Source organism: Luteolibacter flavescens, from assembly GCF_025950085.1.
GTDB lineage: Bacteria > Verrucomicrobiota > Verrucomicrobiia > Verrucomicrobiales > Akkermansiaceae > Haloferula > Haloferula flavescens.
Genome location: NZ_JAPDDS010000003.1, coordinates 38,507 through 64,730, shown reverse-complemented (window position 1 = coordinate 64,730; position 26,224 = coordinate 38,507). Strand labels below are relative to the sequence as shown.

General features: G+C 63.2%; 28 protein-coding genes. 12 read left to right on the top strand and 16 right to left on the bottom strand.

The genetic code is table 11. The annotated features are described in order from the left end of the window. Positions 1–7 precede the first annotated feature (7 nt). From OKA04_RS06070 to OKA04_RS06040, 7 genes are all read right to left on the bottom strand, one after another. A complete protein-coding gene (locus tag OKA04_RS06070; protein ID WP_264500249.1) occupies positions 8–1,621 on the bottom strand; it encodes an FAD/NAD(P)-binding protein in 1,614 nt (537 codons plus the stop codon). Then, positions 1,618–2,700 carry a hypothetical protein gene (locus OKA04_RS06065; RefSeq protein WP_264500248.1) on the bottom strand — a complete coding sequence of 361 codons (1,083 nt, stop codon included), beginning with the start codon at positions 2,698–2,700 and terminating at the stop codon, positions 1,618–1,620. Before OKA04_RS06065 ends, OKA04_RS06070 begins: the two co-directional genes overlap by 4 nt. Further along, entirely contained in the window at positions 2,697–3,569 is an 873-nt protein-coding gene (locus OKA04_RS06060; RefSeq protein WP_264500247.1) for a DUF6999 family protein, read from the bottom strand. Before OKA04_RS06060 ends, OKA04_RS06065 begins: the two co-directional genes overlap by 4 nt. Further along, on the bottom strand, positions 3,566–4,966 hold the full coding sequence (locus OKA04_RS06055; protein ID WP_264500246.1) for a cytochrome P450: 1,401 nt from the start codon (positions 4,964–4,966) through the stop codon (positions 3,566–3,568). Before OKA04_RS06055 ends, OKA04_RS06060 begins: the two co-directional genes overlap by 4 nt. Positions 4,967–5,091: 125 nt before the next feature. Next, the gene (tyrS, locus tag OKA04_RS06050) at positions 5,092–6,273 is read right to left on the bottom strand and encodes a tyrosine--tRNA ligase (protein WP_264500245.1); all 1,182 of its coding nucleotides are present in this window, start codon (positions 6,271–6,273) and stop codon (positions 5,092–5,094) included. A gap of 12 nt (positions 6,274–6,285) precedes the next feature. Next, a complete protein-coding gene (locus OKA04_RS06045) occupies positions 6,286–7,299 on the bottom strand; it encodes a polysaccharide deacetylase family protein (protein WP_264500244.1) in 1,014 nt (337 codons plus the stop codon). Between the two features lie 32 nt (positions 7,300–7,331). After that, positions 7,332–7,988, bottom strand: a complete 657-nt coding sequence (locus OKA04_RS06040; RefSeq protein WP_264500243.1) for an MCP four helix bundle domain-containing protein — start codon at positions 7,986–7,988, stop codon at positions 7,332–7,334. Positions 7,989–8,204: 216 nt separating this feature from the next. On the opposite strand from OKA04_RS06040, the gene OKA04_RS06035 reads away from it, so the two are divergent. Next, positions 8,205–8,591 carry a Co(2+)/Mg(2+) efflux protein ApaG gene (locus OKA04_RS06035; RefSeq protein WP_264500242.1) on the top strand — a complete coding sequence of 129 codons (387 nt, stop codon included), beginning with the start codon at positions 8,205–8,207 and terminating at the stop codon, positions 8,589–8,591. A gap of 3 nt (positions 8,592–8,594) precedes the next feature. Here the strand turns inward: OKA04_RS06035 and OKA04_RS06030 are convergent, their stop codons facing one another. Next, on the bottom strand, positions 8,595–9,218 hold the full coding sequence (locus OKA04_RS06030; protein WP_264500241.1) for a hypothetical protein: 624 nt from the start codon (positions 9,216–9,218) through the stop codon (positions 8,595–8,597). A gap of 95 nt (positions 9,219–9,313) precedes the next feature. Between OKA04_RS06030 and thiD the strand changes: the two genes are divergently transcribed. The 3 genes from thiD to OKA04_RS06015 all read left to right on the top strand — a co-directional run bounded on the left by thiD (position 9,314) and on the right by OKA04_RS06015 (position 13,146). After that, entirely contained in the window at positions 9,314–10,111 is a 798-nt protein-coding gene (gene thiD / locus OKA04_RS06025) for a bifunctional hydroxymethylpyrimidine kinase/phosphomethylpyrimidine kinase (protein WP_264500240.1), read from the top strand. A 64-nt stretch (positions 10,112–10,175) separates the two neighbouring features. Beyond that, on the top strand, positions 10,176–10,664 hold the full coding sequence (gene coaD, locus OKA04_RS06020) for a pantetheine-phosphate adenylyltransferase (RefSeq protein WP_264500239.1): 489 nt from the start codon (positions 10,176–10,178) through the stop codon (positions 10,662–10,664). 430 nt (positions 10,665–11,094) lie between these two features. Continuing rightward, on the top strand, positions 11,095–13,146 hold the full coding sequence (locus OKA04_RS06015) for a carbon starvation CstA family protein (RefSeq protein WP_264500238.1): 2,052 nt from the start codon (positions 11,095–11,097) through the stop codon (positions 13,144–13,146). 225 nt (positions 13,147–13,371) lie between these two features. On the opposite strand, the gene rpsU is transcribed toward OKA04_RS06015, so the two are convergent. Beyond that, positions 13,372–13,638, bottom strand: coding sequence for a 30S ribosomal protein S21 (gene rpsU, locus OKA04_RS06010; RefSeq protein ID WP_264500237.1), 267 nt, complete (start codon positions 13,636–13,638; stop codon positions 13,372–13,374). A gap of 140 nt (positions 13,639–13,778) precedes the next feature. Between rpsU and OKA04_RS06005 the strand changes: the two genes are divergently transcribed. From OKA04_RS06005 to OKA04_RS05970, 8 genes are all read left to right on the top strand, one after another. Beyond that, positions 13,779–14,249: a peroxiredoxin gene (locus tag OKA04_RS06005; protein ID WP_264500236.1), complete on the top strand. Its 471-nt coding sequence runs from the start codon at positions 13,779–13,781 to the stop codon at positions 14,247–14,249. Between the two features lie 46 nt (positions 14,250–14,295). Continuing rightward, positions 14,296–14,724 carry a hypothetical protein gene (locus OKA04_RS06000; protein WP_264500235.1) on the top strand — a complete coding sequence of 143 codons (429 nt, stop codon included), beginning with the start codon at positions 14,296–14,298 and terminating at the stop codon, positions 14,722–14,724. Between the two features lie 17 nt (positions 14,725–14,741). Next, positions 14,742–15,341 carry a recombination mediator RecR gene (gene recR / locus OKA04_RS05995; protein ID WP_264500234.1) on the top strand — a complete coding sequence of 200 codons (600 nt, stop codon included), beginning with the start codon at positions 14,742–14,744 and terminating at the stop codon, positions 15,339–15,341. A 54-nt stretch (positions 15,342–15,395) separates the two neighbouring features. After that, on the top strand, positions 15,396–15,977 hold the full coding sequence (locus OKA04_RS05990; protein ID WP_264500233.1) for an ECF-type sigma factor: 582 nt from the start codon (positions 15,396–15,398) through the stop codon (positions 15,975–15,977). 141 nt (positions 15,978–16,118) lie between these two features. Next, positions 16,119–18,023, top strand: a complete 1,905-nt coding sequence (locus OKA04_RS05985; protein ID WP_264500232.1) for a serine/threonine-protein kinase — start codon at positions 16,119–16,121, stop codon at positions 18,021–18,023. A 120-nt stretch (positions 18,024–18,143) separates the two neighbouring features. Further along, positions 18,144–18,947, top strand: a complete 804-nt coding sequence (locus OKA04_RS05980; protein ID WP_264500231.1) for an SIMPL domain-containing protein — start codon at positions 18,144–18,146, stop codon at positions 18,945–18,947. A gap of 245 nt (positions 18,948–19,192) precedes the next feature. Continuing rightward, a complete protein-coding gene (locus tag OKA04_RS05975; RefSeq protein WP_264500230.1) occupies positions 19,193–19,843 on the top strand; it encodes a hypothetical protein in 651 nt (216 codons plus the stop codon). A gap of 120 nt (positions 19,844–19,963) precedes the next feature. Continuing rightward, the gene (locus tag OKA04_RS05970; protein WP_264500229.1) at positions 19,964–20,824 is read left to right on the top strand and encodes a class I SAM-dependent methyltransferase; all 861 of its coding nucleotides are present in this window, start codon (positions 19,964–19,966) and stop codon (positions 20,822–20,824) included. Here OKA04_RS05970 and OKA04_RS05965 read toward each other — a convergent pair. From OKA04_RS05965 to OKA04_RS05935, 7 genes are all read right to left on the bottom strand, one after another. After that, a complete protein-coding gene (locus tag OKA04_RS05965; RefSeq protein ID WP_264500228.1) occupies positions 20,811–21,557 on the bottom strand; it encodes a hypothetical protein in 747 nt (248 codons plus the stop codon). The two genes, OKA04_RS05970 and OKA04_RS05965, sit on opposite strands and share 14 nt — an antisense overlap. Before the next feature lie 36 nt (positions 21,558–21,593). Then, positions 21,594–21,944, bottom strand: coding sequence for a hypothetical protein (locus OKA04_RS05960; protein ID WP_264500227.1), 351 nt, complete (start codon positions 21,942–21,944; stop codon positions 21,594–21,596). Between the two features lie 574 nt (positions 21,945–22,518). Beyond that, positions 22,519–22,950 (bottom strand): GNAT family N-acetyltransferase, encoded by a 432-nt coding sequence (locus tag OKA04_RS05955; protein ID WP_264500226.1) that lies wholly within the window; start codon positions 22,948–22,950, stop codon positions 22,519–22,521. 338 nt (positions 22,951–23,288) lie between these two features. Continuing rightward, entirely contained in the window at positions 23,289–23,684 is a 396-nt protein-coding gene (locus OKA04_RS05950; RefSeq protein ID WP_264500225.1) for a VOC family protein, read from the bottom strand. A 24-nt stretch (positions 23,685–23,708) separates the two neighbouring features. Continuing rightward, a complete protein-coding gene (locus tag OKA04_RS05945) occupies positions 23,709–24,566 on the bottom strand; it encodes a carbon-nitrogen hydrolase (protein WP_264500224.1) in 858 nt (285 codons plus the stop codon). 84 nt (positions 24,567–24,650) lie between these two features. Continuing rightward, positions 24,651–25,214 carry a Uma2 family endonuclease gene (locus OKA04_RS05940; RefSeq protein ID WP_264500223.1) on the bottom strand — a complete coding sequence of 188 codons (564 nt, stop codon included), beginning with the start codon at positions 25,212–25,214 and terminating at the stop codon, positions 24,651–24,653. 53 nt (positions 25,215–25,267) lie between these two features. Next, positions 25,268–26,203 (bottom strand): DUF2167 domain-containing protein, encoded by a 936-nt coding sequence (locus OKA04_RS05935; protein WP_264500222.1) that lies wholly within the window; start codon positions 26,201–26,203, stop codon positions 25,268–25,270. Between the last annotated feature and the right edge of the window lie 21 nt (positions 26,204–26,224).

Genomic DNA, 26,224 nt, shown 5'->3' with positions numbered 1-26,224 from the left:
GGAGGAATTACGGTCGCTCGGGCACCAAGGGAAGCGAAGTTTGCGAATGCCTCCGCGCGAGCGGGCCCCTGACGAGCCGGTAGGGCAGGTCCAGCAGCAGCTTGATCGCCACCAGCAGCACGGTGATCACCGGCGGGGTGTGGATCACCTGCTCGTCCATTTCGCGCGTATTGTAGTCGTCGTCCATATACTGGAGCGTCGAAGCGGGAGAGAGCTGGATCTTCATCCATCGGCGGAAGGAGCCGACCTTCCGCAGCGAGGGAAAGCTGCCCATCAGCCGGGCGAGCTCGTCGCAGTAGGGAAACATCTCCACCGGGTGGATCGTCTCGGTATTCAGCGTGGGGAAGTCCCGCAGCAGCCGCGCGCGGCTCTCCGCCTGCTTTGACGCCAGATCCGCCGGGCGCTCGTACCAGCCCGCCATGATGCCGGTCACCAGCTTCGCCTGCATCTCGCTCATTGTCGGGATATTCCCGATGATGGGGCGGGCGAAGCCGACGAGGAAAAGATCGTCGTGGCGCGCATGCAGGCAGGCGAGGTGGAAGTCCGTGATCAGGATCTCCCCGCCGGAGAGCGCCGCCAGGCCGGAGCGGAAGCCGATCATCGGGCACAGCATGTCCGGCTCCACCTCCACCGTCGTCGTGCGGTCGAAGTCATGATAGCGCCGGTGGCTTTCGTCGGTCGGCGGGCCGATGATCTGGATGCGGCCGTCCGCCACATCGTCGAGGAAGCCGTCGCTCTTCGTGTGGAAGACATTGAAGAGATCGTCCTTTGCCCGGGCGGTCAGCTTCGCGTCCCAGTGCTTGCGCCTTTCCTGAAAGCTCGGGGTTTGCTCCGGGCCGGGAGGCGAGGACTTGAAGACGCGCTCGAACCACTCCTGATGCCGGATGCGCGCTTCCACGAATTTCTGGCCGATAGCATTCCGCAGGTCGGGGTGGATCGAGAGCAGCAGGCGATTCCGCAGGAAGTCGGACGGCACGCCGCGGATCGGGTGATAGCGCGGGCTCACGCGGATGCCATCCTTCAGGGAAAGATACACCTTGTTGCCCAGCTTCGGATCCGCGAGGCGATGGGCGAAGTCCGCTGCCGATTCACCGCCGCCGAAGACGACGACGGTCTTGCCGGAAGGGACCGGATCGTAAGGCGTCACCGTGGGGATCGGCGCATTGATCGCGTTCACGTTTTCCGCCAGGCCGGTGCATATCACCAGTCGGTCAAAGACTTCCTCGCGGGTCTCGCCGTCGTCGATGGTGAGCCGCCATCCCTGCGGATCGCGGGAGATGCGGCTGATCCTGGTGTGCAGGTGGATGTGGGGCGCGAGGTTGTTCTTCGCCACGAAATCCATCAGGTAGCGTCCGTATTCATCGCCCTTGAAGAAGTCGCCCTTCGCCTCTCTCTGGGCAGGGTCCGCGCTGGAGTCCCACTTCTTGTGGCAGGCGAATTGCGTCGTGTACTTCGTCGAGGTCGAGAAAAAGCCGGGATAGGGATTCCCCCAGCGTCCCACCGTGGTACCGCCTTTTTCAAAGCAGGTGATCTCCCAGCCGGGCAGGCGCTCCAGCGCGTGCTTCAGCGTGACCAGGCCGCTGCTGCCGGCCCCTATGATGGCGAGTCGTTTGGTGCTCATGACGGATGGATGGTGGTGAGGCTGACGACGACGAAGTTGAATTGCCCGGACTCCGGGATGAAGAGCAGCAGCTTCTCGCCATGGGCCGGGGCGTGGCTGCGCGTGTATTCGTCCAGCATGATGTAGATGCTGGCGGCACCGGTGTTTCCGGCGGTTTCGAGATTGGTCCAGTGGTCGATCTCGGCGCCATCGCCCAGCTCCTTCAGCACATCGAGCATGTAGCTCTTGAAGTAGAAGGACGAAAGATGCGGCAGCACCACGCGGTAGTCCGCGAGCCTTGCCCCATGACGCTCCATCGCACCGCGCATGAGCTGGTCCACGCAGGGCTTCATGTGCCGCGCGAGGATTGCCACGTCCTGGCTGAGCAGCAGGCTGCGGCTCTCCAGGCTCATGCAGAGAGGGGTCTCATGGGCGAAGGAGCGCGAGTAGGTCCAGTCCACCTGATAAGAGATCCGGTCCCTCGCCGGCTCGCCGCACAACAGTGCGGCACCCGCTCCGTCGGAGAGCATGGAGCGGAGGAAGACGGACATGAACCACTTCGAGCCGGTCGGATGCTCCGCATGCTCGTCGCGATCGTCGGGTGGCCGGATCACGCTTGATTTCAGGATGTCCGACGGTTGCTCCACGCCGATGCAGAGCGCCTCGCGATGATCGCCCGAGGCCACCGCGCGGCACGCATTGACGAATGCCTGCGCGGACGACGTGCAGATCCCGGCGTTCGAGTTGATCTCCAGCGCATCGGTAGCCAGCCCGTGGTCGGCGAGGCGCGAGTGCAGGATGCTGGAGAGGCCGGGGCCGACCAGCGGGGCATTCGTCGAGCCGGCGGAGAGATAGGTGATGCCGCGCGGCTTTCCATCGAGGCATGCCTTCGCCGCGAGCGCCGCCATTTCGTAAACGTCGTGCGTCGCCCGCTGCTCGCGATCGAGCGCGTAGTGGCGGGACTTGATCCCGTTCATGCGGAGGATCTTCCGGCGGACCAGCGCCTCGTCCGGCAGCTCTCCCATGTAGTCCGGGATGGCCGCATTCGCGACGGGCTCGCCCGGCAGGAAGGATCCGGTTCCGGTGATGTAGCAGTTCATGACAAGGCGGGCTTCGGGCCGGGGATCGGCGGGCGCTCCCTCAGCACCTGATAGGCGTATTCATCGAAGGCGATGTGGTTGTGGAGGTAGAGGCTGGGGCTGGAGAAGAAGACGTTGCTGTTGTAGTGGCCGCGGTTCGTCTCGCCCTGCAGGTAGAAGTCGAGGTCCGTCAGCACCGTCTGGTCATGGGCGTAGAGATGCTTCATCGCCCACAGCAGCACGGCATCCGAGTCGAAGGAATTCAACGCCTTCACCGTGGTCCGCAGGTCGCCGAAGATCGTGATGACGATGACGATCATGATGACCACGTTCGTCACGCCGATCAGCTCCATCGAGTGCTCCCGCGTCGCGTCCATCGCGCGCTTGCTGTAGAGCATGTGGTCCTCGGGCATGCGGCTGCGGATGCGGTCGAGGTCGGCCAGGAAGGCCTCCTTGTCGAAGCGGTCCACCAACTCGTACGACAGCTCGTCGTGGCCGATGGTCAGGTTGTTCCGCACCATCTCGCGCAGGCTGTCCACGTTGTAGTCGCCGTCGATGCCGTTGAATTTCCGCTTCGTGCCCTCGACGTGAGAGTCCTCCGCCAGCAGGTGCCGGTAGAGCAGCGGCTCGATCTGCACGTGGCGCACCACCATCTCCACCGCCTCCACCGTGGCGAAGTATTTCATGCCGAAGGCGAGCACGCCATCGATGCACCGCGCCTCGAAGCCATAGGGCCGCCGGTGGATCAGGTACTTCATCGGGAAGAGGAAGATCCTCATGAAGAAGTAGAAGACCTGGAGAATGGGCCGCAGGAAGACGTAGTCCCAGCGCTGCTTCTCATTCGCGAAGGTCTGGTTGACGTAGTCGGTGAGGAATGGGAAGGCCTTCATGCGGGGAGGAAATCGGTGCGGGTTTCGAGGCGGACTTTCAGCCCGTGCTTCGGCACCATGGTCATGCGTGCCGCCATCTCATGGCGATCGCTGGCGTCCACGATCACGCGGTAGCGCTGCAGGATGGTGACGAGGATGACGACCAGCTCCATCATCGCGAAGTGCCTGCCGATGCACACGCGCGGGCCGCTGCCGAAGGGGATGAAGGCGCGAGATCCTTCGCCATTCTCCGGGCTTTCCGGATCGAAGCGTTCCGGGCGGAACTCATCCGGGCACTCCCAGAAGTCGGGATGCCGCTGCACGGAGTAACGGCTGAAGACGATCATCGAGCCACGGGGAATGATCACGCCGCCAAGCTCGACGTCGGAGATCGTGTTGCGGTTCTCGAACCAAAAGGGCGGGTGGAGCCGCAGCGTCTCCTGGATCACCATGGTCGTGAGCCGCAGGTGGGGAAGCTGGTCGAGGGTGACGGGAGCATTGCCGCATACCGCTTCGATTTCTTCCACCAGCCGCTGCTCGATCCGAGGATGGTGGTGAAGCTCGTGCCAGATCCAGGTCATCGCTGTGGAGCTGGTCTCATGGCCGCCGATGATCATGCCCAGCACTTCTTCCGCGATGTCTTCCTCGCCCATCGGTTCGCCGGTGTCCTCGTCCTTGGACGTGAGCAGCACTCCTAACAGATCATCCTTCATTCCGCCGGCCATGCGATCACGGATCACATCGCGGACGAAGTCACGATACTCCGAAAGCACGCGCCGGAGTTTCAGATTGAGCGGCGTGGGAAAGCGCAGGTCGGAAATGACGGGCAGGGGAGGGATCGCGCAGTAGCGGTTGATCGCATGCGTCCATCCGCTGATGCGGTCGGCCGTGCGGTCAAATGCCTGGCTGAAGAACGCGCGTCCTGCGATCTCCAGCATCAGGTGATCCATCTCGGCGGCCATGTTGAAGACCTCGCCGCTCCTCGCACGGACCGACCATCGCTCCGCGGTGGCATTTGCGGACTCCAGCATCAGGTCGAAGAACCGCCTGATCGATGCCGAGCTGAAGATGGGGTGCAGCATCTTGCGCTGGCGCTTCCACCGCTCTCCCTCGGCCGTCACCAGTCCGTCGCCAAAGGCATTCCTGAAGCGGTTGTAAACGCGGCTGTTCTTGTCGAATTGCCGGTGGGTCGCCTTCAGCACCTGATGCACCAGCTCCGGGTGATTGATCAGGTGGAAGCTGATGATGCCGCGGTAGCGGACGAAGTCGCCATGGTCACGGATGAGGCGCTCGAAGAATCGCGCCGGATTTCCCGCCAGCATCCACTGCCGGTGAAAGGGAGGCGTCACCGCGAGACGGCCCGTGAACGGTCGTTCCGGGGCGATCGCGCTGCGCGGGGTTGTGGATTGATGCGTCATCCGGGCCTTGGGTTCCCGGGTTATGGGAACGGAACAAGGTGACCGGCAAAGGCGGCTTTTCAACAATCCATAATCTCGTGCGGAACATCGGCTGGACCGATGTTCCGCATGTGTCCCGTCACGGGTCAGATGAAGCGCACCGCGTGCTTTTTCGAGAGCTTCAGCACGTCGCCCGGCTGCGGCGCGACCGTGGCGGAGGGCTCGGTGAGCTTCTCGCCATTGAGCTGCACGGAACCGGTGGTGATGAATTGCTTCCGCAGCTCGCCATTCGACTTCTCCAGCCCGAAGGCGGCCTTGAAGCCATGCGCGGTGAGCGTCAGGACATTCAACTCGGCAGGCAGGTCGGCGATGGCCAGCTCCGGCAGATCTGCACTAATGAGGTCCTTTTTCGAGAAGCGCGTGTCCCAGTCCGCGCGCGCGCCTGCTCCGGCCTCGTCGCCGTGGAAGCGTCGCGTGATCTTCTCCGCGAGCGACTTCTTCGCCTCCATCGGATGGATGGCGGGATCGAGCGTCTCGCCGAGCAGCAGCAGGTAGTAGCGCAACATCAGCTCGTCGGACACGCTCATCAGCTTGCCAAACATGTCCTGCGGGGCATCGCTGACGCCGACGTAGTTGCCGTAGGACTTCGACATCTTCTTCACGCCGTCGAGGCCTTCCAGCAGCGGCATGGTGATCACCACCTGCTGTGGCTGGCCTTCCTCCTTCTGGAGGTCCCGGCCCACGAGGAGATTGAAAAGCTGGTCGGTGCCTCCCAGCTCGACATCGGCGCGGACTTCCACGGAGTCCCAGCCCTGAACGATGGGGTACTGGATCTCGTGGAGCCGGACTTCCTGGCCCTTGTCGATGCGGTTGCGGAAATCCTCACGCTGGAGCATCTGCTGCATGGTGACGCGGGCATTCAGGCGCAGCACGTCCTCGAAGGTCATCTTCCGGAACCAGTCGCCATTGTAGACGATCTCGGTCTTCTCCTTGTCGAGCAGCTTGAAGAGCTGGGTGGTGTAGGTCTCGGCATTGACCAGCACGTCCTCGCGGGAGAGCGGCGGGCGGGTCGCGGAGCGGCCGGAGGGGTCGCCGATCGTCGCAGTGAAGTCACCGATGATGATCACGATCTGGTGGCCGAGCTGCTGGAACTGCCGCATTTTCTCGAAGACCACGGTATGGCCGAGGTGGATGTCCGGCGACGTCGGATCGAGCCCGAGCTTGATGCGCAGGGGCCGGCCGAGGCGGAGTTTTTCGAGAAGTTCCTTTTCGGAGAGCACCTTCACGGTGCCGGCGGTCAGGATTTTGAGCTGTTCTTCCGGAGTCACGGGGCGCGCACCCTAGGGGGCGGCGGCACGGGTGGCAAGCGGTGAGGCTGCGGGCATTCCGGCGATGTACTGGCTCATTTCCCGGGGCAGCGGGTTCCAATAGCGGCCTGCATGCTTCTCCTTGATGTGGCAGAGGAAATCCTCGTAGAGCGCCGCGTCGAATTCGCTGATGGTCGGCTTCCGTCCGTCGAAGGCGACGTAGTCCGGGTGGACATTTGCCAGCACCATGCCTCCGCGTTCGGCGAGCCAGTCGGTCTTCTCGCACCAGATCTCGTTCGTCTGCTGGCGCAGGATCAGGTAGAGCGTCACATCCTGCGGCAGCGTGTAGGGCAGCTCGACGTAGCTTTCTTCCGGGGTGCTGCCTTTCACGACGAAGGGGAAGATGGTGCCCGCGCCGTCGGGTTGCGGCTCGAAGGGATCGGTGTCGAAGGTCGAGGCGTCGTAGTCGATGTCCAGGTTCTTCAGCCACTCCAGATTGTGGAACATGAAGCCCGCCCGGAAGCCGACCGCACGCCACTCGCGGAGGTGCCCGTTGATGGCCACTGAGCATTCGTCGAAGGACTTCTTCGAGCGATACAGCGAGCCATCGTGGCGGAGATCATGGACGCCGATTTCAAAGCCCAGATCGGTGAGCGACTTGCGGAATTCCGGGGTGACCTCGTAGCCGCCTTCCGGGATGAGATTGAAGGAGGAGCGAAAGCCGTGCTTCAGCTCGAGCGCGGCGAGCTGGTGGCAACGCTCCAAGCCGACGGGGCCCTCGACATCGTGGGTCAGCACCACGGCGAATTGCTTGCCATCCGGCCACCCCGGCCATCCGGCGGGAGCCTCGCCCGCGGAGAGCATGATTGGCCAGTCCTTCGCGGTCTGCAGCTTGTAGTTCGCGCGCAGCCTCCTCATCGTGTAGCGCACCGTCTGGGGCAGGAAGGGCTTGAAGAGGTAGTACATGGCATTGAGCACGCTCATGCCGCGGCCACCGGCGGTGTCGTAGGCGGCGATTCCCCGGGGAGATTCGTCGGCGAGGTCCATGGTGAGGGAGGGATAAGGTGGGAAGGGGGGATTCAGCGGCGGACCACGATGGGGTTCCGTGACAGCCGCTCCATCACGGCGGTCAGCGGGACGAAGAAGCCGTAGATGAAAAAGAACACCAGCAGCAGCGCCTGCACGCCGAGGAGCACGTGGCAGAGCCGGATGATCTCCGCGCCACCGGCACGCGCCTCAGCGGCATTGTGCTCCACCAGATTTCCCAGCGCCTGCGCGTAGGCGTGGAATTTCGGCACGCACTCGGATTCGAAAAGCGCGTCGGCTTCCTGCATCTGCCCGGCGGTGATGAGGTCCACGACGGCCTTTCGCGTGGCGCGGTAGTCGTCCTTCGTCGCGGTCAGCCGGTCAAATGCGGCGCGCTCGGAGTCGGTCTGGAGCGTCTCGCGGTGGGCGGTGTATTGCGCATCAGTGGCACGGCTGCGTTCGCCGAGGCTCGCGGCCAGTTCCGGGCCTGCCATGCCACGGCCGCTTACGGCGCGCGTGGTATCGAGAAAGCCCTCGGACATCTGCATGGTCGCCAGGCTGCTGGTCGCGAGGCCCTGCAGGGAGTCCGAGACGATGCGGTTCGCGTCCCGGCGGATGGTCCACACGGTGAGCACGGGGCTGATGACGATGGTCAGGAGAATGAGAACGGCGAGGATGAGGAAGAAGCTCCTCAGGGGACCGGGTTTCATGGAGGAGGGCGGGGGAGGCAGGGGCATGGGGGAGGGGGAGATGCGGGGCAAACCCGGAGATCCGACCCGATGCGGGCCTAGCAGGAGACGCCGCCTGCCGCCAGAAAATCGTGGCAAGTGACACATATCAGGGCCTTTCCGGTCGCCGAATGGGCACTGAAAAAACCTCGCTTGCGGCTTGGCACGGCCCGCGCGAGTCGTTCAAGGTCGCAGGACATGACCCCGATGCTGAGGAAACTGGACGGGCTGAGCGTCAAGGTGGATGACGTGATCTACATGCCCAGTCTGGACGCTCCCGACGAGCGCCCGCATCCCTTCGTGTACTTCATTTCCATCAAGAACGAGTCCGAGGAAAGGGTGACCATCCGCGGCCGCAAGTGGGTCGTGCGCGAGGACGATGGCGAGGTGACCGTCGTCGAGGGCGATGGCGTGGTCGGCCAGAGCCCGGTGCTGGGGCCGGGCGAAAATTTCTCCTACAACAGCTACCACGTCACCCGCGGCGACGGGACGGCGGAGGGAGCCTTTTTCGGCGAAACTGAAGAGGGCGAGTGGGTTTTCACCCGCATCCCGGAGTTCCGGCTCACGGTCCCGGGCTGGGCCTGATGCTCATCGCCCGGAGGCGCGGATGACCCATGCCTTCACGGCCGGGCGGCTGAGGAAGTAGAGGGCCAGCGCCGGGTAGATGCAGGCGATGATCGGCGTGAGAATCGAGGAGATGGTCGTGAATGACTTCGTCACGTTCATGATGGTCTGGGACGAGCCAGCAGGCAGCCCGCGGGTGTCTCCCAAGACTTCTCCCATCAAGCGGTTCGTCAGCGGGAGCACATAGGCCACGGTGACCACCAGCGAGATCACCTTCGTGACGATGGACGTCCAGGCGTACCGGTGCGACCACATCACGCCGTCCGCCTTTTCCCGGACGAGCTTCAGCCCGGCCACCAGCAGGAGCGCAGCAAGGCCCAGGTAGAACATGCTGGTCATCACGGAGATGGGCCATAGGTCCTCCTGATACTTCCGCTGCACGACGATCGAGGGATCGTCGGGGTTCATGGAGTGGATCATCGACTGGAACTGCGTTGAGAAGAAGCCAATGAGGGCGAAGATGACCCCAAGACCCGCCAGGACGAGGTGCAGGATTCCGAAAACCTTCACCGACTGGGGTGGCGGCCCCTGCGGCAGGGCAGGCGGGGCGGCACTGTGCGGCGTCTGGTAGGGTGAATACTCGTCCATGACGGAATGCATGGGATGCCAGATCCCCCGGACCTGTCGATGACGTATTGGCGTGCTTTGACCTTTGCCCCGGAGCTGTCTAACTTTTCCTCGGAATGAATGCCTCCCCGCCCGTCGCCCTGACCATCGCCGGCTCCGACTGCTCCGCTGGCGCCGGATTGCAGGCCGACCTGAAGACCTTCCAGCATTTCGGCATCTTCGGCCTGACCGCCGTCACCTGTGTGGTGGCCGAGACGCCGAAGGTCGTGCGCTCCGTCCACGCCGTGCCCCCGGCCATCCTGCAGGACCAGCTCCGCGTGATGCTCGATGCCTTCCCCGTGGCGGCGATCAAGACCGGCATGCTTTTCTCGAAGGCCCACATCGTGGCCGTCACCGAGATCCTCCAGCAATACCCCGGCATCCCGCTGGTGATCGATCCCGTGATGATCGCCTCCACCGGCGATCCGCTGCTGGAGGAAAATGCCATCTCCGCCTACAAGGAGCGGCTTTTCCCGCTGGCCACCGTCATCACGCCAAATCTGGACGAGGCCGAAGTCCTCTGGGGTTCCCCCGCCCGGGACGAGGCGACGATGGAGCGCGCCGCGCGCGAATTGTCTGCCCGGCATGGCTGCGCCGTGCTCCTGAAGGGCGGCCACCTCGGCGGCCCGGAGTGCGCGGACCTGCTGATGGAAAAGGATCTGCCCACGTGGTTCCGCTCGCCGCGGATCGCCACGCCTGCCTCGCATGGCACCGGCTGCACGCTCTCCGCAGCCATCGCCGCCAGCCTCGCGCTGGGGAAGGATCTCCACGAGGCGATCGCGGAGGCAAAGGGCTACCTGGAGGCGACGCTGCACACGTCCTTTGGCTGGGGAGATCTCGCCGTGCTGAATCAAGGCACGCTTCCGCTTCCGTGAGCCCCGGGAAAGCGGCTCATTCTTGGCACTTGGAAGTTCCGCGATCCCGCTCCACTTTCCCCGCATGCGCACCGCGGTGTATGCCGGCTCCTTCGACCCTCCGACGAATGGTCATCTCTGGATGATCCAGCAAGGCCTGGAGCTGTTCGACCGCCTGATCGTCGCCATCGGCAGCAATCCGTCGAAGAGCTATACCTTCACCGTCGAGGAACGCCTCGAGGTGCTGCGTGCTTCGGTGCCCTCGTGCGAGCGCCTCACCATCGCGCATTTCCACAACCGCTATCTGGTGGACTATGCGAAGGAAATGGACGCCCGCTTCATCCTCCGCGGCATCCGCGGGCCGGACGACTACGAGTACGAGCGCGTGATGCGCCACATCAATGCGGACCTCGCGCCGCACATCACCACCAGCTTCCTCATGCCCCCGCGCGACATCGCCGAGGTCTCGTCGAGCATGGTGAAGGGTCTCATCGGTCCCGAAGGCTGGGAAGACCAGGTCCGCCGCTACGTCCCTGCGCCGGTCTTCGAACTGCTGGAAGTGCGGACCCGGTAGCTTCAAGGGAGGCTCCGCAGGAGCATCCCGCTCTGGGAGCGAGACCGCCCCGAATTTTTCGACGCACCACAAAGGCTCGCATCGCCCGCCACTGGGAACGCGGAATTTATTCCGCTCGAGTGAGCTGGCGTGGCACGCTTCGCTAGGTGCCATGGTGGTCCGTATCGCTCCGCGTGCGGTGGAAGCAGTTATCACGGCGGGCTTTTAGGGACCACTCGGGCGGAATGAATTCCGCGTTCCCAGTGGTAGGCGATGAGGGCACCTCGGGTGACTCCAGCAGTCAGCGACCACTGGGGCCGGTCTAATGACCGGCGCTCCCAGGGGGCTGCCAAAGAGGGCACGCTTTCCCATTTCCAGCCGCCGCGACTTCGCTCATCTTCCCGTCTCGTCGATACCGGTGACCCAAGACACCGGTGTCGGCTTGATCGCGATGAAACCCTTCCTCCGGATACTTCTCTGGATCGCCATCTCCTTGCTCGGTGTCGCCGCGGTGTCGGTGGCTGCCTTTCAGCGTGGCGAGCCTGTCAATGCGCTGTGGCTCGTGGTGGCCGGCGTCTGCACCTTCGCCGTGTCCTACCGCTTCTACTCGGCGTGGCTGGTGGCAAAGGTGCTCACCATCGATGACCGCCGGGCTCCGGCCGCAGTCACGTGCAATGACGGCAAGGACTTCGTCCCCACGCCGAAGTGGGTGGTCTTCGGCCACCACTTCGCCGCCATTGCAGGACCGGGGCCGCTCGTCGGGCCTGTGCTTGCGGCGCAATTCGGCTACCTGCCCGGCACCTTGTGGATCCTCGTCGGTGCGACGCTCGGCGGCGGAGTCCACGATGCCGTGGTGCTCTTCGCCTCCATGCGGCGGAAGGGAAAGTCCCTCGGCCAGATGCTGAAGGAGGAGCTGAATCCCGTGATCGGTCTCGTCGCGATGATCAGCCTGCTCGCCATCATGACGATCATCCTCGCGGTGCTGGGACTGGTCGTCGTGAAGGCGCTTGCCGAGAGCCCGTGGGGCCTCTTCACCATCGCGGCCACCATCCCGCTCGCGATGGTGATGGGAATCGCGATCAAGAGCGGGAAGGTCGGCGTCACCGCCACGTCCGTCTTCGGAGTGGTCGGCCTCCTCGCTGCGGTCGTCGCGGGGAAATACCTCACGCCGGAAATGACGAGGGCGCTCACGCTGAGCTCCACGGATCTCGCGTGGGCCATCATGATCTACGGCTTCGCTGCCAGCGTCCTGCCCGTATGGCTGCTGCTCGCTCCGCGCGACTACCTCAGCACCTTCATGAAGCTCGGGACGGTCGCCATCCTCGCCGTCTTCATCGTCCTGCTCGCGCCCCCGCTGCACATGCCCGCGGTCACGCCATTCATCGATGGCTCCGGCTTCGTCGTCACCGGGCCGGTCTTTCCCTTCGTCTGTATCACCATCGCGTGCGGGGCCATCAGTGGCTTCCACGCGCTGATTTCCTCCGGCACCACGCCGAAGCTGCTGGGCCGGGAGAAGGACATCCGTCTCGTCGGCTACGGCTCCATGGTGGTGGAAATGCTCGTCGCGCTCATGGCGATCATTGCCGCCTGTGCGCTCCAGCCGGGGCAGTACTTCGCGATCAATTCACCCGTCGATCCGAACAATATCCCCGCCGTCGAGGCCCAGATCGCGAAGATCAATTCCTACGGCCCCGAGTACGCGGTCACGCGCGCGGAGATGGAACAGCTCGCCCACGATCTCGGCGAACCGCACATCATCGGCAAGGTCGGCGGTGCGCCCACCTTCGCCGTCGGCATGGCGCAGATGTTTGCGAAGGTCATCCCGGGGAATACCGCGCTGTCGCTGTGGTATCACTTCGCCATCATGTTCGAGGCGTTGTTCATCCTGACCACGCTCGATGCCGGCACGCGGGTCGGCCGCTTCATCCTCCAGGACCTGCTCGGCCAGATCGTTCCAAGGATGCGGGACACCGGCTCATGGACGGCGAATGTGATCTCCACCTTCCTGCTCGTCGCGGCGTGGGGATATTTCCTCTATCAGGGGGCCATCGATCCGGAAGGCATCGCCAAGAGCCTGTGGCCCATCTTCGGCATCGCGAACCAACTTCTGGCCGTCATCGCCTTCTGCCTCGGCACCACCATCCTCATCAAGATGGGCAAGGCGCGCTACGCCTGGTGCACCGTGGTGCCGATGATCTTCCTCACCATCGTCACCTTCACCGCGGGCATCATGAAGATCTGGTTGCCGAAGGCCGCAGGCTTCCTTCCGACCATCGAGAAACTGGAAGCGGCCATCGCCGGTGGCCTCAGCGGCGAGGCTCTCAAAAAGGCCCAGGTGTCGCTGACCAATGCGAAGGTGGATGTGGCGATCACCGCGCTCTTTCTCATCTTCGTCTCCATCATCGTCTTCGGCAGCATCCGCGAATGGTGGCTGCTCCTGAGCAAGCGGAAGCCCGCCGTGCTTCACGAGAGCGAATACGTCACCCTCGCCGACGAGGCGTGAGCAGGGCGGGGGAGCCAGCCCCCGGACCTTGGTCAGATCAAGCCCCAGACGGGTCGGCCATCACAGCAGCGATGGAAATCCGCAAATCATCATCCTCTTCATCTGCGTCCATCCCGTCCATCCGCGGTTGGAAAAGTCCCCATCCCCGATCTTCTCCCCCGGAAAAGCAAAACGGACGCCCTTGCGAGGCGTCCGTCCTGATCGACTTTGGAAAACGGAAAGTTTTTACGCGTTGGCGGCAGCGGCTGCAGCGGCGGCTTCTTCGGCCTTGGCGGCTTGGGCCGGGCTGGTGTAGCGCCAGCGCACCTTGTGGCGCTTCGGAGCGGTACGGGCCTTGCGAATCTTGCGGGCGGCCACGGACTCAAAGGAGCGGCGGCGGCGCATCTCTTCGAGGATGCCTTCGGTGTCGAGTTTGGTCTTCAGACGCTTCAAGGCGCGATCCACTGGCTCGCCCTTTTTCACGTTCACTCCACGCATGCTACGATCGCTCATTCGATTTGGGTATGGTTTTCCTAGAAGTCGGGGCGCGGAAGCTGAGGCGAGTGCGTTCCCTTGTCAATCCGGGAGTTCGGGATTTTTGCCACTTCTTGCCAGCCTTGCACCGGGCGGACAGGGATGCATTTTGGCGCTTCATGAAGCCAGCCATCGGATCGCCCGCCCCGGATTTCACCGCTCCCGTCACCGGGGAGGGACATGGAGAGGACGCTACCGTGACTCTGTCCGCCCTCCGTGGCCAGCGTGTGGTGCTGGTCTTTTACCCGAAGGACGATACCCCCGGCTGCACGAAGCAGGCCTGCGCGCTGCGGGACGGCTGGGCGGACGTGCAGGCTGCCGCCCGGATCTATGGCGTGAGCATCGATCCGGTGAAAAAGCACCGGAAATTCATCACCAAGTACGACCTGCCCTATCCGCTCATCGCCGACGAGGACCAATCCATCGTCACGGCCTACGGCGTCTGGGTGGAGAAGTCGATGTATGGGAAGACCTTCATGGGCACGGAGCGGACCACCTTCATCATCGGCGCGGATGGCACCATCGAGGCGATCTTGGAAAAGGTCTCGCCGGATGCCCATCTGGCGCTCTTGCTCGAAGCCCTGGGTTAATGGGATTGAGCTTTCCCGTCCGCTTTTCCTATTCTCCGCCCGTCCGATGTCCGCTTCCGCGCAAAAACCACCTGCCCACCCGCTCGCCGCACTGACGTCGATCGGCGGGATGTCGCTGGTCCTGGCGGGCGTGTTGGAGCTGCTCGGCTTTTCCCAAAAGGTCGATCTGATCGTCGCCGGCTGGGTGCAGACCACCGGCCTTGGCGGGGATTTCCGCATCCTGCCGTCGTATGTCCCGTGGCTGTGGACCATCCCGATGGTGCTCGGCCTCGTTGGCAGCATGCTCGGCTCGCGGAGGAATTGGCGGCGCACAGTCCTGTGGGCCACCGCCGTGGTGCTCACCATCGGGTGGGTCCCCGTGCTCGCGCTGGCAGGCTATCTGGCGGAGGTGACCATGCCGCTGCTGGCGCTGGTGTGGGGCGGCCTGTGGGCGATGATCTACGCGACCCGCCACCAGGAGCCGGGCGACGCCTGACCCCGACCGACTTTTCCATGGCCCGCATCGAATACCCCGAAGCCGTCGGCAAGCTGGTGGACGAGCTCCGCCGCCTCCCCGGTGTGGGACCGCGCAGTGCGGAGCGGATCGCCATCTGGCTGCTCCAGAGCGCCCGCGCCGAGCCGCTGGTGCTAGCCGCCGCACTGGAGAAAGCGAAGGCCGAGGTGGTGGCATGCCCCACCTGCGGGTTCTTCGCCACCGCCGACCGCTGCGCGATTTGCTCGGACCCCTCGCGCGACTCCGTCCTCTGCGTCGTCGAGCAGGCCACGGATGTCCTCCCGCTGGAGCGCTCCGGTGCCTTCAAGGGCCGCTACCACTGCCTCGGGGGAAAGCTCTCGCCGCTCGACAATGTCACGCCGGATGACCTGCGCATCGGCCCGCTGCTCCGCCGCATCGAGCACGAGCACGTCACAGAAGTCATCCTCGCCCCCGGCTCCGATGTCGAAGGCGAGGCCACCGCGAACTACCTCGCCGGCCTGCTGAAGGGGAAGTGCCACGTCACCCGCATCGCCCAGGGCCTGCCCGCCGGCGGCGGCCTCGAGCACGCCGACGCCCTCACCCTCGCCCGTGCCCTCGAAGGCCGTCGCGGGCTCTGACGGGAATTTGATGCTCGCCGGACCGATGGATTCCGGCAGACAAGATTCCCATCCATGGCGCAGACACAGGAAACCGGAGGCGACCAGATAACCCGCGTCCTCCATGCGGCCTGTGAGGGCGACAAGCAGGCGGCGGAGGATCTCATCCCGCTCGTTTACGGTGAGCTGCGAAAGCTGGCGGCCTGGCGGCTGAGACAGGAAGCGGAGGCTCCCACGTTGCAGGCAACCGCTCTTGTTCACGAGGCATTCCTCAAGCTCTCGCCCGGAGAACCCCGGTGGGAAGGCAACCGGCATTTCTTCAGCGCGGCCGCGGAGGCGATGCGGCGAATCCTCATCGACCGGGCGAGATACCGGCAGGCCGTCCGTCACGGCGGCGGATTGCAGCGGACAGGCTTCGCGGAAGATGCCATCGCCGTTCCCGTCGCCCAAGATGACGAAATCCTCGCGATTCACGGCATCCTTGACCGCTTCGCTCTGATCGAGCCTCGCAAAGCCGAAGTGGTGAAATTGCGCTATTTCGTGGGCATGACCATCGAGGAAACCGCAGAGGCACTCGGCATCTCCACTCCCACCGCGAAGCGCGACTGGCTCTACGCGCGGGCCTGGTTGTTTCGCGAGCTGCACCGGGACGATTGAAGGAGGCGTGTCTGGTTCCGCATCGCGCCGGGCAAATCTTTTGATCCACTTTTCGGGAAGATTTCGCATGGATAATCCCGCGCGATGGATTCCGCGGGATCGCACCCGCCTGCCGCCATGCCTGATCGACCTTCCTTGGAGATGATTCTGCAGAATGCCTTGGAGCTCCCGGGGCCGGAGGAGCGCGCCCTCTACCTCGCCGATGTCTGCCGAGGTGACGGAGACGTGCTCAAGGAAGTCGAGTCGCTCGTCGCCGCGCATCTTGCGGACGAAAGTTTCATGATGCCGTCAGCCCACCCCCTGTGGGACGATGCCCGCACCGAAAGGGAAGGCGACACGATCGGTCCCTTCAAGCTGCTCCGGCAACTGGGTGAGGGCGGATTCGGCACGGTCTATCTGGCGGAGCAATCCTCGCCGGTGAGACGCCAGGTGGCGCTCAAGTTGATAAAGCCGGGCATGGACTCCCGGGAAATCATCTCCCGCTTCGAGGCGGAGCGCCAGGCGCTGGCGATGATGGACCACCCGCACATCGCCAAGGTCTACGATGCGGGAACCACCGCAGGCGGGCGGCCCTACTTCGTCATGGAGTTGGTAGAGGGGGTGCCGATCACGGATTTCCGCACCAAGGCCAATCTCGGGATCGCAGCGACTTTGGGACTATTCGCCGACGTCTGCGCGGCTGTGCAGCACGCGCATCAGAAAGGTATCATCCACCGCGACCTGAAACCCGCAAACCTCCTCGTGTCTGTCCACGACGGCGAACCGGTCGTGAAGGTGATCGACTTCGGCATCGCCAAGGCGATCGGTACCGAAGCTTCCGGGATCACCCTCCACACCCAGATGGGGCGGATGATCGGCACCCCGCAGTACATGAGCCCGGAGCAAGCGGAACTCCACCCGCTGGCGGTGGACACCCGCAGTGACATCTATTCGCTCGGTGTCGTATTGCACGAACTCCTGACCGGGACGACGCCTCTGGATCCCGAGCGGCTCCGCGGCGTGCCCTACGGTGAGATCCGGCGGCTCATCCACGAGGTGATCCCGCCGAAGCCAAGTACCCGGCTTTCAGGTTTTCCCGCCGCCTCCAATGCCGATGGCCGGGCCGCCATCTCTTCTCGCGCCCTGCGTGGCGATCTCGATTGGATCGTCCTGAAAGCCCTCGAGAAAGATCCCGAGCGCCGCTACGAGTCGGCCGGTGCCTTCGCGGAGGACCTGCTGCGCTATCTCCAGCACAAGCCGGTCGAAGCCCGCCCGCCTAGCGTGGCCTACCTCATGCAGCGCTTCGCCCGCCGCCATCGCGGCCCGGTCGTCGCGGGCACCGCATTGCTGGCCGCTCTGATGCTCGGTGCCGCGGGGACCTCCATCGGTATGAAGCGGGCACTCGATGCCAAGGAGGAACTGGAGTGGAAGAACCGCGAGCTGGATCGGCAGAAGCTCGAGCTCGTCGATCACAAGGAACGCCTCTCCGATCTCCTCGAGTCGAACCAACGGATGCTCGGAGAGATCCAGCGGATGAGCACGAATGAAGCGCAACTGCCCGCGGAATTCGAAGCACTGCGGCAAGAGAACCAAGCGCTGCTAGACAAGGTGAGCAGCGGGGTGGCCGACCAAGAAAGACACACCGAGCAGCTCGGCGAGCTCCAGCGTGCCAACGCGCTGCTGGAGAAGCTGCTGATGGAATCCAAGGACGCCGACGCTGCTGTCGGATGGGCGCGCGCCCGGTTGTTCAAGACCTCTACCGTTGCGCTCGATATGAATGGACGCGGCCAGTTCTACCTCGATGGAATGCTGATTCCTTACCCCGTGCTGCTCCAGGCATTCGCCTCCCGTCCGGACGATGATGCCGGAGGGAAATCCCTGCCGCGCCGGCTGGATGTTTCCTTGCCCAAGGGTGCCAAGTCCACCGATCCAGTCTTCCACTCCCGCCTCATGCAACTCGCCGCTGCCGCCGACCGGATCGGGTTCCGGCACGACCTACCGCTGCCGCGGGAGAAGGCCGTGACACCGGAAAAGGCGCCGCCGAAGGAGAAGCTCCCGGCGAAGTGAGGGGTAGGGCGGAAATCTTCCGAGGCCTGCATTTTCCCTGATCCTTCCCGACGGGAAATTCCGCATCTGCTGATCGGCGGATGATCCGGTTCATCCGCGATCCTCCACTCCGATCCCACCATGAGCCTCGAATCGAGTCCGCAACGCCCTGTCCGCAACATCAGCCTCCCGCCGCTTGCCGCCATCCCGCTCGCGCTGGGTCTTGCGGTCTCCACCTACATCGCCGCCGACACCTGGCGGGACGTGCGGAAGCCGCCCGAGAAGAACAACATCCTCATCACCGGATCGGCCAAGAAGAGGATCGTCTCCGATTACATCCAGTGGTCGGCCACGATCGAGGGCTCGGGTGCCGACCGCACTGCAGCCTACCTTTCGCTCAAGGGCGGCACGGAGAAGGCGGTCGCCTTTCTGAAGGACCAAGGCATCGAGCCGGGCGACATCAAGATCGAGTCCGCCTCCATCACCGAGGAATTCGAGATCATCCGTGAGGACAAGGTTCTCCCCGGCACCAATGTGCCGCTGCGCACCGAGACTTCCAAGTCCACCGGTTTCCGCGCGGTGCAGGTGGTCTCCGTGGGATCCTCGCAAGTGATGCTGATCGAGAAGGCATCGCGCGAGATCACGTCGCTGCTGGAGCAGGATGTCTTCGTGACTTCCCATCCGCCGCGCTACTACTACACGCGCCTGGGGGAGCTGAAGCTGGAGATGCTGGCGGAGGCCGCCAAGGATGCCCGCAGCCGCGCCGAGAACATCCTCAGCTCGGCCGGCAACGCCGGGCTCGGGGCGCTCGTGTATTCCTCGATGGGAATCATCAACATCAATCCCGCGAACTCCACCGCCGCGTCCAGCGAGGGCAACAACGACACCACCTCTTACGAGAAGGATATCATCACCATCGTGCGCGCCGAGTACAAGGTGAACTGACGGGCCACATGGAATGGATCTCACGGAGGTGCGCACCCCGCTGCGCCCGGGCAGTGTCAATCGGGGCAGCCGCCGCTCCTTGAGCCATCTCTGATCTGTCGCGTGACCTCGATCCGCATCCGGGTATGACAAGCTCTCGCCTGACCAAGCATCGCATGAAGAGGGCTACCGCGCATCTCTCTCCCGCGGCCTCGATCCATTCCCAGATGCGATCGGGAAACACCGCACCGTTGCTTCATGATGGCATGGCCGCGCTCCTGATTTTCGGTATAGGATTCTCACCGATCACGGCTCTTGCCTTGTCGCTCATGGGGATTTTTACCCTTCCCATTGCCTCCGTCCTCTTGGTCGTTCCCGCGCTTCTCATCGCCATCGGATTGAGCTGCTACCGGGCTCGCTATGGCAGGTTGATGCGGCATGGTTTCATCATGGGGATCCTTGCGGTTGCCTGTTACGACGGCGTGCGGATCCCTTTCATCATGGCTGGTTGGCTGGGTGACTTCATCCCCCGTATCGGCGGCATGTTGATCGGGGATGGCAAAGATCATGCGGTCATCGGCTATCTCTGGCGATACCTCGGGAATGGAGGAGGGATGGGGATGGCGTTTGTTGGCGCATTTTCCCTACTCAGGCCACTCCTAGCGGAACACCATCAGGCACGCATCACGCCCCTCGTGATGAAACTCATCGGCCTTGGCTTCGGGTGTTTCGTGTGGTCGTGCCTCATCGTCACGCTCAAGATTTCCCCGCAAGGCGAGGAGAAGATGTTCGCGATCACCCCTGCCAGCTTGCTGCTCAGTTGGGTCGGGCATCTCGTTTTCGGTTACGCGCTCGGGTGCTTGGTCGATCGCTTCAGGTCGGAGAAAATTAGCAAGGGATTCTCACACTCGGGATAGGAACGGGGTGCGCGGGCGCGGGTTGGCCAGCGTGGGATGTCTTGCACAGGGGCAGGGCCGCTGCCAAACAAGCGGCGGGTTTCGCCCGTGACCCGACATTCCCACGCCCGTAGGTCTTCCATGTCAATTCCCCGCAAACGCCCGCAGTACCAAGCCAAGAAAACGTGGCAGCGTTCAGGCCCGCCGATGCCGAAGAAGCACGCGCGCTCTTCCGGCACCACCGAACAAGGCTGGGACCAGGTGGCCGGGTGGTATGACAAGCTCGTCGGCGACAAGGGCTCGGACTACCACCGCAACGTCATCCTCCCCGCCGCGATGCGCCTGCTTGCTCCCAAGCCGGGCGAAAGGGTCCTCGATCTCTGCTGCGGGCAGGGCGTCCTGATCCCCATCCTGCTGGAGGCAAAGGTGGGTCATGTCACCGGCGTCGATGCCTCGCCGCGGCTCATCGAGTCCGCGGGTGCGCGCTTTCGCGGTGAAAAGCGTGTCGAGCTCATGGTCGCCGATGCCTGTGCCCCCGGGCCGTGGGCCGATGGCTCGCACGATGCCGCCGCGTGCATCATGGCCGTGCACGATGTGCCGGACCTTCCCGCCATGGCCCGCCAGCTCGCCGCCGCGCTCAAGCCCGGCGGGCGCTTCGTCGCCATCTTCATGCATCCCTGCTTCCGCATCCCGCAGCAGGCGCACTGGGGCTGGGACGAAGGACGGAAGCTGCAATACCGCCGCGTCGATCGCTACGGCGTCCCGCAGGAGATCCCCATCGTCACCCACCCCGGGCAAGGGGGAGGGGACACCACCACCTTCTACCACCGCCCCATTGGCGAAGTCCTCACCGCCTTCGGCCAAGCCGGACTCGCCATCACCGTCTGCGAGGAACTCTACAGCCACCGCCGCTCCCAACCGGGGCCTAGGGCGAAGGGCGAGAACCGGGCCGTGAAAGAGTTTCCGGTGTTTCTGGCGGTGTCGTGCGTCAGGTTGCCGTGAATTTAGCCCGCCCCGCCTGACGGTTTCTTACGATACCGAGAAGAATGATGCCTGTTCCGGCAAGCATCAGGACGTAGCTCGCGATGATGCAAAGATCTATTTGAATGAAAGTTTCGTCGATTGAGATGTAATCTCCCCCATTCCCTGTCATAAATGCAGCTTCCACCTTTTGAAGCAGCCTTTTCCCGTAAGGGATCATCCAAGCTCTCAGGCCCAAGCCTGACAGGAAGACCAGCGCTCCGAAGATAAAACATTGTCGGATCGTCGCAGGCGGACGTTTGCTGGAATGGACGGCCTGATCCTGTCGAGGTTGCTTCGTGTGATTCTCGGGTGTGCCTCCTCGCATCGTAGGTAGGGACAGGGTGTTGGATAGAATTACCACCATCGCCAGTCCGTGATCGGCGGCGTAGCGGCACGCGTCGCGAAGTTTGTGAATCTCGGCCAAGGTCCATTCTTCCTCATGGAGCGTTGGCTCAGTCGCCACCAGATCGTCGAGTGCTACAATCGCTGCCGGAAGGTCCTCGGGAAAGTGGTAGTGTGGCTTTGCAATCGGATGCCACAGTTCGGTGTTCATTGGCGTGCCTCCATCAAGGATCGGTTTGATCCGGGGATGAGCGGCGATTAAATGAGAGCATGCGAAAGAACGGGTCACGCATGCGGAAATGGATTCGCGTGTATGGTGCTTCATCACCTCTTCCACAGGGATCATCAGCAATGATGAGAGGTAGGCCATGATCGTCAGGTCGGGTGCATGCAGAATGGCAGAAGGTCAGCGTCCCCCGGTTGAATTGTGGACCGACCGTTGTGTCAGCCACACGATCAGCCACGCCAGTGACGCCAGGCCGCACGGAACGAAACAGGAGATCCGTTCTTGGTGGAGGTAAGCCGATCCCAACTCCCGGACGACCAACTGGTCCATCACTCCACCTGACGAAGCGGCCAGGATGCCAAGGATGAAACATGGGATGACCATCACTCCGCCTAGCCACAGACGGATCATCGAGAATGCCGCCGTCAACATCGCGACGATGGCACCGAGAATGAACGAACGTCTCCAGACTTCGTCCAATGAGGGCATCTTGTCCGCGATCTCCGCGAGGATGGGCAACAAGGAATTCATGAATGGGCGCGCAAGTTGGTAAAATCCTGGCGAATGAGTTTCGGGCCTTGCTGACGGTGTTGCGGAAGTATTTCCACCGGTCGGTCAGCTTTCGGAGATCTTTGTGGCGTGGAGTTCGAGATGGAGTCCGCAGTCTGACACCAGTCGGGATAAAATCGGAGGAAGGACGACTGGCTCGTGATCCGGGAGTTCGAACGTGAGGTGGAGAGTGTAGTCTGCGCTCCCTCCTCGGAGTTTCTTGAGATGGTTTGAATGCATCTCCAATTGTCCGCAGATTTCGTCGATCTGATCGGCTTGGTGTCCATCCTGTGTGTAGCCGAGTTCCAGAACCCAAAGGTTCAGATCCGGTCGGACCAGATCGAACAGGCCGTCCGCCTCGCGATCCGGCCGCCTGCATCTGATCAGAGCGTTGGTGATGGAGCCTCTTGGCATGGTCTCAAAAGTTCGCGGGCTGATTATGGTCCACTCGTCGCTCATTTGAGCCGACTGGAGCGGAAAGGCGCTTACAAACGGGCGTCTGATCAGTAGGTGGTCCGTTGCTTTGTTTGATCAGTCAGACTGGTGAGCAAGAGTTTCATCCGGCGGTCGACGATTCCAGCAAGAGGTAGTCGCCATCGTCAGTGGTTCCGTTGCCGATCTCCACCCAGCCTAGCTTCTGATAGAAGGCAATCGCGGGGATATTGGCGATGAGGCATTTCAGGCGGAAGAGGCCGGGGATCCGCTGGTGGAGGTCGGTGAGAAGGGCTTGGCCGACGCCTTGTCTCCGGTGCTCCGGGGAGATGAAGAGATGATGGATGAAGTTGTCGGGTTCCCACAGGGAGAGGAAGCCGAGCAGGGTGCCGTCGGGTGCTTCGGCGAGTTGGATCAGTTCCCCCTCCGTATCCCGGGCGAAGTCTTCGTGGAGGAAGTCCGCGGGATCGCGCCAGGTGAATGCCGCGCGACGTGAGCTGAGGTAAAGGTCGGCAAGCGCCGTTTGATCGGCAGGTAGGGCGGGGCGGATGAGCATGGGTGCGACCTCGTTATGATGGGTTGGCGCCTGAAGTAGCGTAGCGACTGAGTCGCTCCGGCGGGGGACGGTCTGAAGATTGATGTCGAGAGCGCTTCACCAGTTGTTGGACAGCATGGAGATGACTCGCGGGCGGCGATTTCCGGCGGAGAGCGAGAAGCCAGAAGGGCGCAGCCCTTCTGCTACGGACGTAGCGAAACGACTGCGTCGTTTCGGCTGGGAGGGGCCATGAGGATGATTTCGGGCGGGATTCGCCAGTCGCTTGGACGGCTTGGAGATGACTTGCGGGCGGGGATTTCCAGCGGCGCGCGAGACGTCGGAGGGACCCAGTCAATCCGCTACGATGGTGGCGAGACCACCTGCCCGAATCCGATGTCGTATCCATCCAGATCCTGGATGCCGAATTCCCGGCAGCCGTAGGGTTGGTCGCAGGGACCGTAGTCGATCTTCGCGCCGTTCTCCACGAATTCTGCGTGCAGGGCGTCCGCGTCATCCACCCAGAAGTAGGCGTTCCACATGTTGTGACAGACGGTCCAGTGCGGGATCACATGCGCGGGATCCTCCGCCTTTCTGAGCATGAGATACATGCCGTCGCGGTGAAGGATGACGAAGTCAGGCGTCTCGCCCCAGAAGCGCTCGTAGTGAAAGCCCATCGTGTCCCGATAGTGATTCGCCGCCGCGACCACGTCGCGGACCAGCAGGACGGGCGCGCTGGAGGTGAGCTTGGCAGGCATGGGAGGGGAGAGATGGTCGGGTAATCAAGACCTCCAGCGCTTCGTCAGGTCGCCATACGCGTCGATGCGGCGGTCGCGGAAGAAGGGCCAGATGCGGCGGAAGTCTTCCACGGCTCCGAAGTCGAGGTCGTGGTAAAGGATTTCCTCCTGGTCGGTCGATGCCTTGGCGACGAGCTCGCCGTAGGGATTCGCGACAAAGGAGCGGCCCCAGAATTCAGTCTGGCCCTCGGTGCCGGTGCGATTCACCGCGGCGAGGTAGCAGCCGTTCGCGACGGCGTGGCCACGCTGGACGGTCTCCCACGCGCAGTGCTGGGCATCGCCGAGCGCCGGCTTTTCCTCCGGTAGCCAGCCGATGGCGGTGGGGTAGATGAGCACCTGTGCACCGCCGAGGGCCATCAGGCGGGCGGCTTCGGGATACCACTGGTCCCAGCAGATCAGCACGCCGATCTTGCCGAATTTCGTGTCCCACACCGGCCATCCTGTGTCGCCGGGGGTGAAGTAGAATTTCTCCTCGAAGGCCGGGTCCTGCGGGATGTGGCTCTTCCGGTAGAGGCCCATCAGGAAACCGTCCGCATCGTGGATGGAGGCGGTATTGTGATACAGCCCAGGTCCGCGGTGCTCGAAGAGCGAGGAGATGAGCACCACACCGCATTCGCGCGCGATTTCGCCCAGCCGGTCCGTCACCGGGCCGGGCAACGAGTCGGCGAGGTCGAAGAGCGCGGGGTCCTCGATCGTGCAGAAATACGGCGTCAGGAAAAGTTCCTGTGTCACCACGATATTCGCGCCTTCCTTCGCCGCCTTGCGGATAAGGGCTTCGTGGTGATCGAAGGCTTCGGCTTTCGTGGCGAAACCGCGGGACTGGAGCAGCGCGAGGCGAGGCATGCCGGTAAGGGAAAAGCACAGCGCCGCGGCGGGCAAGCGAGGAAGCAGCGGCGGATGCTCTGGCAGGCGAGGGGAGAGCCCGCTTCAGGCCAGATAAATGTCTTCGACTCTCAAGGTAAGGCCGATGGATCGGAGGATAAACTCGCCCGTCCGATGCGTTTCGCCGGGTTCCCATCCATCGGCGCGACGGAAGATGGACACTTCCGCGCGCTCCGGGTGTTGGCTGACCACCACGTATTCTTCCAAGGAAGGGATGCGTTGGTAAACGAGGAACTTCTCCACGCGATCCCGCATGATGTTGTCGGACAGGATCTCGATGATGAGCTTTGGTTTCCGGACGAAGTAGCGGGAGTCATCGTCCGGATCGCAGGCGACCATGATGTCCGGGTAGTAGAAGATGTCCGCACCGATCACCTCGGTGTGGAGCTTCATGTCCGACTTGTAAGTCCTGCAGCCTTTCCCACGGAGATGTCCATGGATGGAAGCGAACAGATTTCCTCCTACCAACTCGTGTTCCCGGCTGGCTCCGGCCATCGCGGTCACCACCCCGCCGGAATATTCGTGCTTGGCCTCGGAATGGCGCTCGCCTTCGAGGTAGTCATCCACCGAGACCAATTCGGGATACAGGTAGGCAAGGTTTCCGCTCATCCGGCTTGGAGAATACAGGGAGACGGCCACTGCCGCAAGTGACACCCTCCGGATCAAGCCTCGCTCTTGCGGCCGAAGAGCTTCTTCGCGACGGCGATGAGGGCGATGACGCCGATCACCACGAATTTCTTCCCGGCCAGCAGCACTGCTCCGATCTTCGCGATCAGACCGGCCTTGGCCGCCACCTTGGCTGCGACCGCGCCACCGAGCACCAGGCCGGCGAGCGAGTATTCCGCTTCCTTGTCGGTCTTCGGATTGAAGTCGGCATAGCGGTGGCCTTCGTTGAATTGCACCATCGACACGATGGCCGGCGTGGCGGCCTCGATGTCATTCACTCGGGAAATCCCTGCGATACCGTTGAGGGAAAGCACGCCGCGGCGGCCGAGCACGCGCATATCGTAGTTCAGCGTGTCTTCATCGCTTTCGGGCACGGCGAAGCGCTTCGCCCAGTAGAGGACCTTGCTGTCCTTGTCATAGCGGGGAGCCACCGCCCAGCCCATCAGGTCCATGGTGCCGTAGCCCGCGGCCTTGCGGGCCTCGTTGGACATCTTCGAGCTTTCCTTCAGTTGGGCGAGCAGGTCGTCGTAGTTGATGTCATCGGCGTCCTTGTCGGAGACATAGCCATCTTCCTCGAAGGAAAGCACGATCGCCCAGGAGTCGTCGGACGCGAGGTCTTCACCTGCGGGGACGATCATGCCGAGGATATCGGTCGCGGACTGCGGCGGATTTCCCCACAGGTCCACGACAACGGTCCGGGCGTCCTTGGGATCCAGATAGCGATATCCCGCGGGCAGATTCAGCTTGGCCATGCCGCCGGGGAGTTCGGCGGAGCTTTCCTGATAGTTCAGAGCCTTCACCATCTCTTGGACTTCCGCCTCGTAGGCGGCTTCCATTTGCTCGGGACTGGGCGACTCTTCAGGCTTGGGAGCTTCCTGCGCGAAGACAAGACCGGCGGAAAAAAGCAGCGGGACAAGGGAGGCGAAACGCATGTCGCATCCTGTTATCCCGTG